The sequence below is a fragment of the Rhizobium anhuiense genome, assembly GCF_003985145.1.
In the GTDB taxonomy this organism is placed as follows: Bacteria; Pseudomonadota; Alphaproteobacteria; order Rhizobiales; family Rhizobiaceae; genus Rhizobium; species Rhizobium anhuiense.
Genome location: NZ_ML133536.1, coordinates 49,557 through 61,404, shown reverse-complemented (window position 1 = coordinate 61,404; position 11,848 = coordinate 49,557). Strand labels below are relative to the sequence as shown.

Sequence of the window (11,848 nt, the reverse complement as noted above, 5' to 3'; positions counted from 1 at the left end):
GGAGTAATGAAATGAATAGACTGCGAATGGGCGTCATCGGCGCCGGTCTCTGGGGCGGCAATCATGCCCATACCTTTAATGTCTTGCCGGAGACCGATCTGGTCGGCGTCTGCGATCTTGATGAGGGCCGGGCGCTGAAGATGAAGGAAAGCTACAGCGCAATGCAGGCCTTCACCGACTACCAGAAGCTGATCTCAAGCGATCAGATCGACGCCATCTCGGTCGCAACGCCTGACTTTACCCACACGCCGATCATTCTAGCGGCTCTGAAAGCCGATAAACACGTGTTGAGCGAAAAGCCGCTTGCGACGACGGTGCGTGAAGCCGAGGAAATCGCTGCGGCTGCCGCTAAGTCCAAGGGCAAGCTGATGATTGATTTCCACAACCGTGTGAATCCGATCCTCGCCCAGGTTCGTGACATGATCCAAAACGGTCAGATCGGCTTGGCCAAACACGGGACCGCGCGTCTTTCGAATACGACATTCGTTCCGCTCGAAATGCTGAGCTGGGCTGCAAAGTCTTCGGCACTCTGGTTCCTGGGCAGCCACCTCGTCGATGTCCTACGTTTCATTCTCGCAGACGAAGTCGTGCGTGTTTATTCGGTTGCCCGCTCGGGTACCCTATTTGCCGCCGGCGTGGATACGAAAGACTTCCATGTGTCGGTGCTTGAATTTTCCAAGGGCACGGTCGTGACCATGGAGAACAGCTGGATCCTGTCGCGTGACAATCCTTCGCTTGTTGATTTCAAGATCGAGTTCGTTGGTGAAAAGGGCCAGGTCCAGGCGGACCCCACCCATAATGGCGGCCTGCGCAAGATCGTCGACGGCGGACTGAAATACAATGACTACATCGGCATAACACCAACCGGCGCGACACGGATCGGCGGTTTTGTCTTGGAATCCATTGCCCGCTTTGTCGATAGCGTCGTGCGAGACGCTCCGCTGCTGGCAGATGCGCAGGACGGTCTGGCAAACACAAAGATCCTGGCGGCGATCGAGGAATCCGTCGCGACCGGCAAGGCTGTGAACATCGGCTAAAGCCGGAACCAAAGGCGAGGGGCATGTCCGCACAAACGGTGCGGCTTGCCTCCTTGAAAAATGCGGGAGTACATAAAAATGGCGTCCATGACCTTCGACGGGATCGGCAAGACCTTTCCGGACGGGACCGTTGCCGTTGCGAATGTAAGTTTTTCGGTCGCGGACGGAGAATTCGTCGTGTTGGTCGGCCCGTCGGGTTGTGGCAAGTCGACACTATTGCGGATGGCAGCGGGTCTTGAAGCGCTCAACAGCGGCCGGCTGCTCATGGATGACGCTGACGTGACGGAGACAGAACCCCAGGACCGGGATATTGCGATGGTTTTTCAGAACTACGCGCTTTACCCCCATATGACCGTTTACGACAACATGGCCTTCGGTCTGCAGCAGCGAAAAATGCCCAAGGACAAGATCGACAAGCTGGTTCGCGACGCAGCGGAAATGCTTGATCTTACCCGTTATTTAGAGCGCAAGCCCGGGGCATTGTCCGGCGGTCAGCGCCAACGCGTGGCGATGGGCCGGGCGATCGTTCGCCATCCCATGGCGTTCCTGATGGATGAGCCTCTTTCCAACCTGGATGCCAAACTCCGCGTGCAGATGCGCGGCGAACTGAAGCTCCTTAATCAGCGGCTCGGCGTCACAACCCTTTATGTGACCCACGATCAGGTCGAGGCTATGACCATGGGCGATCGTGTGGCTGTGCTGAAGCCGGTGTTTAATGGACAGGAGAGTAATCTTCAGCAGATCGATACGCCGCAGATGCTTTACGACAAGCCGTCCAATCTGTTCGTCGCGGGGTTCATCGGTTCGCCCGCCATGAATTTTGTTCGGGTCGAGCTGACGGCGGAAGGCGGGTCGCTAAAAGCTGCGGTAACTGGAACGAAAATATCCTTCTCGGTCCCAGCCCAGGGGGCACTGTCGGCCTTCGCCGGGCGACAAGTCATTGTTGGAATTCGCCCAGAGATGTTTAAGGTTTGTCCCGAGGCCGAGGCGTTGTTCAACGAGCAGATCCCGGTTGCCGAAGCGCTTGGAGCCGACACCTTCGTGTTCTTCGACATCGCGTCACCGTCGGTCAATATCAACGATGCTGAAGATACCGAAGACTTTCTCAATAAGGGTAAGAACCGGCTCGTGGCGCGTATACCACCGGCGCTGACGCCTCGACCCAATCAGGTGCTGCCATTGACTGTCGACCTGGAGAAATTGCACTGGTTCGATCCAGTAACCGGGACTGCGATCCGCGACTGACAGAAAGTGCACTTACTATCGCCATCTGGGGTTTCAACTCTTTTCTCCTGCCCTCCCAGGCAACTTGGCTGTCGTCGATTACGAGGTCGGCGGCAGCCATTTTTTTAAAACCCGAGACATCAAACCATCAGAATCTGAACATCCATCTGCCGTAAGTGATCCCGAGCTTAGAGGAGTGGCCTGTGAAACACGTTTCCATTGTCGGTAAGTTCTTTATCATCGTGGCTGTCTTCGGCATCCTGGCACTCGGTCTGACGTTCTATCAGAACCGGCAAATGCTGAAGGTTAACGACAGATATCAGGAGCTTCTCGATAGAGATGCATCTGCAGCACTACGCTTGACCCAGTCGAACCGAAGTCTGGAAACAGCGCGTGCCAGCATCAGCGACATGGTGATGACACGGTCGAAAGAGGCGAGGGCGCGCGCTGAAGCTGGCTTGAATGACGCACGAGAAAACTTCGTCAGGTTCATGGATCTGGCGATCGCTGCAGTTCCTGAGCAGAGCGAACTGCCGAAGTTGAAGGCGGATGGATTCTCCGTCCTGACCGATACGTGTGGTGCAGCCATCGCAGTTGGTCGCGGCGCAACTAGTGAAGCCGAGCTTGCCATGGTGCAGCAACTCTATCTCACTCTTTGCCAACCCGCCTTTGCTGCTGTCTCACCGAGATTCACATCCGTCACGGAAAAACTCGCTTCGGACGCAGAGCAAAAGCGTGGTGACGTTTCAAGCGTTGTCCGTGACACGTCCGTGCTGAGTTTGGGAACAGCTATTGTGGCACTCTTCGCTGTCTCGTGCTTCGGCTTTCTCGCAATTCGCTCCTGGTTGGTCAAACCTATCAAGCAGATGGTTACGACAATGGAGGTCATAGCCGACGGCGATCTCATTTCGACTGTTAAGGGAACGATTCGCCGCGACGAGATCGGATCGATGGCCCGGGCAGTACAGTTATTCAAGGACAACGAGTTACGGGCGCGCGATTTCGAAAAGGATGCAGAGACAAGCCGTGAAGCAAATGAGATTGAACGTGCGCGTCTCGCCGAGACCGAGCATCGGCGAGCGCAGGATATGGCGGAGGCAACGTCCGGGCTTGCAGAAGGCCTAAGGCATCTCGCCGACGGGAACCTCCTGTTCAGCCTCGACGACAAATTCGCCGACGACTTCGAACCGTTACGGGCGAATTTCAATGCTGCCGTTGCCCAACTCGCTGAGAGCTTGAGAGCTGTGTCGTACGCAACTGAATCGATCGATGGCGGGGCGCAGGAAATCAGTTTGAGCGCGCAGGACCTGTCACGCCGCACAGAGCATCAGGCTGCTTCACTGGAGCAAACCGCCGCCGCTTTGGATCAGATTACCCAGAACGTCGCCAGTTCCTCAAAGCGCACAGCGGAGGCGCGACATGTTGCGATCGAGGCAAACAAGTCGGCGCGCCACTCCGGCGAAGTGGTCTCAAGCGCTGTGGCAGCAATGCAACGCATCGAACAGTCATCCTCGCAGATCTCCAGTATTGTGGGGGTCATCGACGAAATCGCGTTTCAGACCAATCTTCTGGCGCTCAACGCAGGCGTCGAGGCGGCACGATCCGGCGAGGCAGGAAAAGGTTTCGCGGTGGTTGCCCAGGAGGTGCGGGAGCTTGCTCAACGCTCCGCGCACGCAGCAAAAGAAATCAAGAATCTTATCCTCAATTCGGTTGATGAGGTCAGCAGTGGCGTCAAGCTGGTCCGAGACACCGGCGAAGCACTCAAGATTATCATTCAACAGATAGTCCTGATCAACACTCAGCTTGATGCCGTCACCGCCGCTTCCAACGAACAGTCCGCAACCCTTTTTGAGGTCAACCGGACAGTCAATCAAATGGATCAGGTTACGCAGCAAAATGCAGCCATGGCCGAGGAATCCACGGCTGCAAGTACGGCACTTGCCATCGAGGCAAAACAGTTGCGCGGGATTGTAGCGGAGTTTCAAATTGAGAATGCTCTCTCTGAGAGGCAGACCAGTCAAACCAACCCGGAGACAGCGTCAATGTCTTCGCCAGCAAGCCGGATGCTTGAAGAGGTCGCGAACGCACTCGGCACAGTGAGTGACCGTCGAGTTGCAGATACATCCCGGCAATGACCGCGGACCGCCTCAGGTCGTTCCCAGATTGCTTCAAATGGAGTCCATTTTGCCGCCACTTAAGAAGCTTCCGAAGGATCTGTAGCGGATGTCATTAGATGACGAAATTCAGCAATTCAGAAAGAAGAAGACTGGCGGCACCGCGTAAAGCCGCCAGGCATTCGCTGTCTCCGAAAGCAAGGGCAATTTCATCACCCGGGCGATGGAATACCAATTCCCGGAAGCTTTCCTGGATTAAATGAAGCATCGGGTTTCCCCCTCGTACGATGTCGCCGTGAATAATGATGAAATTGGGCGCCATGAACTGCTGGAGGTTCGCCAGACCGACCGAGATATTGAACGCGTAGTCGCGAAGTAATTCTCTTGCGCCTGGGACATTGTCGTTGGCCAGAGTCAATAATCGGCTCACATCCAATGAGTGAGGTTGTGGCAGCCGCCTGACCTTGGCCTCGTCTGCTAACCACTTCGAGCTGGCAATTGATTCCCAGCATCCGCGTCGGCCGCACTGGCATAACCGACCTTTGATGTCTACGGTCGTATGACCGATTTCACCGCCTGCACCTGCGGATCCCCGATAGAGATGCCCATCAAGGTAAAGCGCCCCACCCAAAGTCTCGCCGATATGGACCGAGGCGAAGTTTCTCCGACCGCGGCCTTGCCCAAACCATCGGTCTCCAACCAGCAAAGCTCTGGTATCCTGATCGACACACACGGTAACTCCAAATCTTTTGTGCAACTCGGCTTCGAGGGGTAAGCCGTCCAGGAATGGCCCGAGACTGACGGTCACAATTGTGCCCGTCTCCGTATTGATCGTTCCAGCCACTGCTACACCTATCCCTAAGATTGGCTTGCCAGATGCGATAGTTTCTTCGACACAGGTGCATATAATACGTGAGGCGTCGGAGGGGTGTGTTAGGTTCTTCGGAAAATCGGCGGCGTGTTGAGCATAGACCTCGCCCTCCAAAGAGACCAAACACGCACTCACGCGGTCGTGCAGCAGGAGCACCGCGCACATTGGTCTTGCATCCTTGGAAAACCATAACTTGGTAGCTGGCTTGCCCCCTGTTTCGTTCGGAGGTATCACTTCTCCTTCCGCTAGAACACCCTGATCGATCAGGGGCTGCACAATCCCTCCGATAGTTCCTCGAGTCACACCGGTAAGGCGGGCCAGATCTGCTCTGCTAGATGGCCCTATGTCGTACAAGGCTTGCAACAATCGGCCCCGATTCGCGGCGCCCAAGGTTCCCGTTGGAATCAATCTTTGAGCCAGTACAATACCCTTAGTGCTCTCATCAATATGGTGATCGTCAGGACTGCCCTCGCGTTCTCCCAGTCGATGAGCTTCGTGTCTTCTTATCAAGGATTCCATCGCATCCAATCCTGTTGCCGAATTCCATTGCCACCAACGGCCAGTACTAGCGGAGGGCGACCTTTCGCCATTCGGTGGGGCTCGGATTATGAGCTGGGGTGGCAATGTGCTGTTCGTCCAACGCTTCTTCAATCGGCACCGGGCGTTACGGGAAACTTTGGCCGGTTCCCGTCCCCAGCCTCATTCAGTGATCTCAGTTGTCCGGCCAGCCGTTAAAAAACTATTGAAATTTCCAACGTGCTCCGCACAGAAGCTGACCAAAGTGACGCCTTAGGCGCCCGTCCGCCAATATACAACAAATATTCAGTAACATACTTATTGCGCCCGCCTGCTCCTAATCTACTTTAAAATATACTTTGTGATATACTGTAATTTAGCTACCAAACGTGGGAAAGCAGTGCTAGCGTTTGTGTGGGCTGATCAGCATTCTAGTGAGCATGATTGGAGAACGTGATGAACGGATTCGGTGCACTACGGCTCATAACTCGCAACACAACTGGTGCTTTCTCAGGCGAGAAGCTCGCCGTTTTCGGTGGGAAGCCTGTGGTCCCCCAGGGACGTGTTACACCTTGGCCCGCCGCGGAGAATAAGCACTTGCATGCACTCCAAGGTGTTGTGGATGGTGGAAGGTATCACCGCGTTAACCACCCAATCGTGAGCGATTTGGAACAAGATCTTGCAAGCTGGACTGGGAAGTGGCAAGTGCGCGCTGTCGGCAGCGGAACGGCGGCCATTCACATCGAGCTCGACTACGTCAAAGAGCGAGGCGAGCAAGTTGTTACCGCGGCACTGAATTGGCCAGGAGCGGTAGGACCAATCAAAATCAGCGGTCTCGAACCCGTCTTCGTTGATGTCGACATGAACTTGGCCGGGATTGATCAGCGCGCGGCCGCTGAAAAGTTCGGCCCTAATGTAGCTGCAGTTTTAGTCACTCACCTTTTCGGAAACAATGTTCTCGTCCCCGACGCGAGGTCTGCAGCGCGAGCTCAAGGCATTGCTGTGATCGACGACATCTGCCAATCAATCGGCGCCGCGAAAGCAATCGTCGGCGGTGCGCATCTTGATGCAGACGCGCTCGCTCTATCCGGAAACGGCGCCAAGCACCTTGGGGCCGGCGAACTGGGATTTGTCATTACTGAGGACGCCAACTTGATTGCACATGTTGATCGCGTATCGCTGTCCAGCTCTTCTCGAAGTGGAGCGCGAATATTCTCGCCCTATTCCCAAGGGTACAACTACAGGCCGAACGTATTCTCGTCATCTATAGCGAAGCTGCGGGTAACAGAGATGGATACGCAACTGCAAATCCGAAGAGACAATTGCAAGCTTTTGTGGGAATTGATCGGCGAACTTGTGGGCATATCTCCTCTCTTCAACCCATCCGACTGCGACCATTCGATGCTCAACTTTCCCCTCCGGATCGAACCTGAGGCGCTTGGCTTCGCACCCGGCCCGGCTGCAAGGGATTTCGTGGTCAGGTCTCTGCAGGCCGAAGGCGTGCCTATCTGTGTTTGGCTCACGAAGCCCGTATTCGAATATCTTCCGGACATTTGCGACAACTGGAAGGCCGCCGATTTCCCGAACACAGTGAAACTGTTGGATACGATGTTTTACGTCTCGGAGATTGCGCCACCCAACAATGGCGAATTGATGGAGCTTTATGCAGAGGCGTTTCACAAGGTTTGGAATGCTCTTCATAAGCAAGGCCCGAAGATCGCCGCAGGAGCAATTTCCGGCTGAGCACCGCGCATCAATTTCCCAGTGCCGCAATGGTCAACATCCGATCGGCTACAATCCTACCCTGCTCAATGCCTGGAAGATTGAAAGCTGGCACTGGGACAAAACTCAGAGTCATTCTATAATGAGGACTGCTTATGTCTTTTTCAAAAAGTCCGGAACTACTGATCTTCGACTGCGATGGGGTTCTCGTCGATAGTGAGCTTATTGCAACTGCGGTGCACATCGAAGCTTTGGCTAAATTCGGCTACATCATATCGGCTGAAGAGTATAACGATCGCTTCATAGGGATGACTGACCAGCAAAGTTATTCAGTCATAGAATCCGAGGGCGACTTACGCCTACCGGAGGATCATCATGAATGTGTGATGGCCGAAGTTGCAAAACGATACCCTCGCGATCTGCGTGCAATCAGCGGCGTTCGGCAAACCTTGGAGACCATTAATTTAAAGAAGTGCGTGGCGTCGAACAGCGATGCTGCAAAGCTTTCCTTGGCGCTTAAAGTCACGGACCTACATGATTACTTTTGGCCCCATGTCTTCAGCGCTTCGCAGGTTGCGAGTGGTAAGCCTGCGCCGGATCTGTTTCTGTTTGCAGCAGATCATATGAACACACCGGCTAGCAGTTGTCTCGTTATTGAAGACAGCGTTGCTGGCACTCAGGCGGCGGTGGCAGCCGGGATGATGGTGATTGGCTTCGTAGGTGCTTCGCATTGCCTTCCTGGGCACGGAGACAAACTGATGGAAGCAGGTGCCACTAAGCTGTTTAGCCGCATGACCGCGTTGCCACAAATCTTAGCAGGTTTGTGATCACGCTGTTGCGTGCTGGCGACCCGTCTTGAATCGCGGCGTCACCGTGCAGGATATATCGTGAGGTCCGATAGCTCACTAGTGCAGGGGCTTCACCTCAAGTTGACCGATCGTCACTCGATTGCTCGGCCCGCCAAAAAATGGAGACACTATGACCGAGAAAGCAATGGTAGCTGGAACTCCGGTAACGATCGAGTACCTAGAAAGATTTCCGAATTTCATTTCCATTTGCGCAAGTTGGTCTTTCGGACAATGGGGTTGTCAATCAAATGGCTCGTACGAACAAACGCGAGGCGAGTTTGAAGCGGCAACAAAAAGCTCGATGCCGCTAACACTAGTCGCCATCGAAAACGCGTTGCCAGTAGGAATGGTCACGTTGGCTGATCGTGATTTCGATGGAAAATCTCATCTATCCCCTTGGCTTAAGTCGCTTTTTGTCCATCCATTTCACCGCAAAAAAGGAATAGCCAGGTTGTTGATCGAGCGGCTCGAGCACGAAGCATCGTGCTTCGGTTGCAAGAGTCTTTATCTGACAACAGAGGACGCGCAACTTCTTTACGAGAAGAGCGGCTGGCGGGCAATTGATCACGTCCAAACATCGTATGGCGAAGCGGCGTTAATGAAGAAAGCCCTGCTTCCTCTCAACTGAGGCTACGCTAGGACGAAATAATTGCGCCGGAGCTCCAAGCTGCTTTCATGACAGCTCTCTCAACGCTTGAGCACGCGATGGCGCTACGTGGCAACGCAGCGGCTTGGGTGGAAGCCGATTTATGGATCATCTTGATGTTGAAGAGCGTGTTATTGCCGGCACATCGCAGCGATAGTGGGCCGGCTAAAAACTTCCTCGCACTAAGGGCACCCCCAGGATTTCGCTCCCCCAAGCCTTGCTGTGATGGGCTGTTGCAAAAGGCCGCACGAACAAGCCGTACAAAGTAGCGAGCTACCCAAAATTCTCATCGAAAGGTTTTGAATCTTTATGGACACCAGCAACAATGTGGCATCAGTGCTTGTGAATTTTTGCTCCTCGCGTCTCGGTTACCTCGGCGGCCGACGTGATCTGCGTGCATCGCTCACTTTAACTTCTCTTCTTGCTTTCGGTATTCCATCCTACGCCGCAGCAGAGGCGCTACTTCCGGTAAAGCCTTCACCATATCTTGTAAGTGCGATTACAAGAAACATGTTCAAGCTGCCGAAACCCGATGACGACTTGGTCCTGCTATCTGCGCACCGCGGATCCTGGGAGATCTATCCTGAGAATTCAGCCTATGCCTTGCAAGACGCCTGGAATTCGCAGATTGAGAGCGTGGAGGTCGATGCCCGCTTCACCGCAGACAAAGAAGTCGTTCTATCTCACGACTACAGGATTGATCGCGAGTCAACTGGAAGCGGCCTATTATATAATCAGAACTTGTCGCAGCTACGACAGGCCGATCTACGGGACCGACATGGCCGCGTTTTTACGGATTCACAAGGGCGAAAGGCGAAGTTCCTAACATTCTCCGCCGCGCTCGATCTACTCGCCGAATATGTTTCCGATGATGGTCATGGGTACGTGATGATCGTCGATATCAAGGCGGCAGTCGATGATCAGGACCCTACTGATCCCATCGAGCTCATGCAACGCTGCCTTGACATTCTCGCGAGCAAGGGAAATGCGAAACTCAGCAAAGCCGTTGTATTCAAGCTCAAAGCAAAGGATGCGGCGGATGTCGGCACGATTCTAAATCGGACAACCTACGACCCCAACCTCATTGGCGGGCTAATTGTCGTCGAAAACCCGGATGACGAGAATGTGAAGGATTCCAGCTATGATCCCCACAAGGATCCAATCTACGATCAATGGAATGTGGTGCCGTTCTCCATTCAGTTTGAAATGAACCAATTCTATAAAGGTGACGGTCTGCAGGCATATTTCGACTATATCGACCAGCAGCAGGGCTTCGCCACCTATCATGAAAGTAACTACTTTCCAGAGGGCGTAGCAAACAGCGCCGGAAAATGCTGCTTCGAGCACAACACGGATCCGAAATCGACCGCTCAGCGAGGGATCGTACCAGATTACCGAGGAGATCCTGAGATGGCGCTCGTCAATCGTACCAATCTTATCACCACTGATTGGCCCGACGTAGTCGGCGATATGCTGCGCCAGATACGGCGCCGCAACACCTCCGAACTCACTCGCTAGAGCAAGACCTCCGCATTCAAAAAGGGAATGTTTTGATGAATAATGGAATAAAAATCTTCCTATTGTCTTCCGCGCTGGGCTGTCTTGTCGCTGGAGAAGGGCAAGGGGCATCATGTACCAATGAAGCCAATTGCCTTAGAAGCGCGTCGGAGAAAGTATCTCAGACGCTCACACCGAAGGTAGTGCCCATTTTCGGGGAATTTCCAAAGCTGTACATACACGACTCGGCGGCAGAAGCGGATTATCCAGTGCCCGAAGATACGAGGCAGGCATTTGACTTCTATACCAACAAGACTTCCTTCAACCTTCCACCGCGCACGTCAATCGAGACTAGTCAAAGCGCGTCGATCAGACCAGACACGGGGTTCACTGTCCTTTTGGTCGAAAAAACCCGTGAAAATACTGTTCCTAATGGCGGCAGCGCCTTATCGCTTCTAAGTTCTAATTCAAACGATGCTTACCTATCATTCGCATTGGGAGCTGCACCCAATCCGAATGGTCAGAAGTGGTCATTCGCGAAAAGCCTGCTTCAAAGCGACATGGCGTCTACTGCATGGTGGCAGAAGCCCTGGGACATGAACGTCGTGGGGCCAACAGGGGCATTCTCCGGCACTGAGTGGATTTACTATACCTTTACTCCAGACGGCAAAGTTCGCATGGACCGTTTTGCGCCATACACATATTTTCTAGCGTTTACAGCTTACCAGTGGGATGAGGCAGTGCTCGACAGTGGGTTCCCGCATTCTCCTTTCAGCTCTGGCACGCCAACCGATCGTCCGAAATCCGTCATTTTCGGATCGGTTGGCCCATGGGTTATTGGCGCTGCAGCAGTGCCCGGTCAGACATCGCCCATGATTGAGCCAATTGAGGCGCTACCGGGGTTTGAGGGAGTGACGATCTTCTCGAACCCCTTGTCGATGAAAGAAGTCGTAGCGTATCAGAACTCCCTGAAGAGGAGCGACTTTCTGGACGTCAACATGCTGCCCTGCAACAGCGGCCAGTACCTTTCCGGCGAGATAAGGACTCCCTGCGGCACGGCTCGTCCTGGCAATCCTCCGTCGAATGTAAAATCGGTGGCTGGTGATGCGATCCGCACTAATATTGAACGCTTTGAATAACGAATGTTGGACGACTCTCATTTGTTCCAACGGCGATCAGACGGCATCAGTTTCAGCTACCGCGATGCCGCAATCCCGGTCGCTTGTGAACCGAATGTCTGACAAGATTGGGCAAAGATGGTGACCACTCAAGCGTGGAAATCGCCGCGCTAAGATATTCTAGAACTCTAGCAGGATTAAGCCGTCTCAATTTCTGAGCATTGCAGCAGTGAGATTTTCTCCGGCGCGGCCCCA

The 11,848-nt window shown here is 53.9% G+C and carries 9 protein-coding genes; 8 read left to right on the top strand and 1 reads right to left on the bottom strand.

What is annotated here, in order from left to right:
* The first annotated feature begins 11 nt into the window (after nucleotides 1-11).
* From EEQ99_RS28420 to EEQ99_RS28410, 3 genes are all read left to right on the top strand, one after another.
* Nucleotides 12-1,037 carry a Gfo/Idh/MocA family protein gene (locus tag EEQ99_RS28420; protein WP_127431440.1) on the top strand — a complete coding sequence of 342 codons (1,026 nt, stop codon included), beginning with the start codon at nucleotides 12-14 and terminating at the stop codon, nucleotides 1,035-1,037.
* A 78-nt stretch (nucleotides 1,038-1,115) separates the two neighbouring features.
* A complete protein-coding gene (locus EEQ99_RS28415; RefSeq protein ID WP_127431439.1) occupies nucleotides 1,116-2,282 on the top strand; it encodes an ABC transporter ATP-binding protein in 1,167 nt (388 codons plus the stop codon).
* A 182-nt stretch (nucleotides 2,283-2,464) separates the two neighbouring features.
* Entirely contained in the window at nucleotides 2,465-4,396 is a 1,932-nt protein-coding gene (locus EEQ99_RS28410) for a methyl-accepting chemotaxis protein (protein WP_127431438.1), read from the top strand.
* Between the two features lie 94 nt (nucleotides 4,397-4,490).
* On the opposite strand, the gene EEQ99_RS28405 is transcribed toward EEQ99_RS28410, so the two are convergent.
* A complete protein-coding gene (locus EEQ99_RS28405; RefSeq protein WP_127431437.1) occupies nucleotides 4,491-5,765 on the bottom strand; it encodes an ROK family protein in 1,275 nt (424 codons plus the stop codon).
* A 453-nt stretch (nucleotides 5,766-6,218) separates the two neighbouring features.
* Between EEQ99_RS28405 and EEQ99_RS28400 the strand changes: the two genes are divergently transcribed.
* The 5 genes from EEQ99_RS28400 to EEQ99_RS28380 all read left to right on the top strand — a co-directional run bounded on the left by EEQ99_RS28400 (nucleotide 6,219) and on the right by EEQ99_RS28380 (nucleotide 11,614).
* Complete coding sequence (locus EEQ99_RS28400; RefSeq protein WP_127431436.1) at nucleotides 6,219-7,505, top strand: DegT/DnrJ/EryC1/StrS family aminotransferase; 1,287 nt, start codon at nucleotides 6,219-6,221, stop codon at nucleotides 7,503-7,505.
* Nucleotides 7,506-7,639: 134 nt separating this feature from the next.
* Entirely contained in the window at nucleotides 7,640-8,311 is a 672-nt protein-coding gene (locus tag EEQ99_RS28395; protein ID WP_127431435.1) for an HAD family hydrolase, read from the top strand.
* A 151-nt stretch (nucleotides 8,312-8,462) separates the two neighbouring features.
* Nucleotides 8,463-8,960: a GNAT family N-acetyltransferase gene (locus tag EEQ99_RS28390; RefSeq protein ID WP_244604857.1), complete on the top strand. Its 498-nt coding sequence runs from the start codon at nucleotides 8,463-8,465 to the stop codon at nucleotides 8,958-8,960.
* 327 nt (nucleotides 8,961-9,287) lie between these two features.
* Nucleotides 9,288-10,496, top strand: coding sequence for a glycerophosphodiester phosphodiesterase family protein (locus tag EEQ99_RS28385; protein ID WP_244604856.1), 1,209 nt, complete (start codon nucleotides 9,288-9,290; stop codon nucleotides 10,494-10,496).
* A 35-nt stretch (nucleotides 10,497-10,531) separates the two neighbouring features.
* Nucleotides 10,532-11,614 carry a hypothetical protein gene (locus tag EEQ99_RS28380; protein WP_127431434.1) on the top strand — a complete coding sequence of 361 codons (1,083 nt, stop codon included), beginning with the start codon at nucleotides 10,532-10,534 and terminating at the stop codon, nucleotides 11,612-11,614.
* The last annotated feature ends 234 nt before the right edge of the window (nucleotides 11,615-11,848 follow it).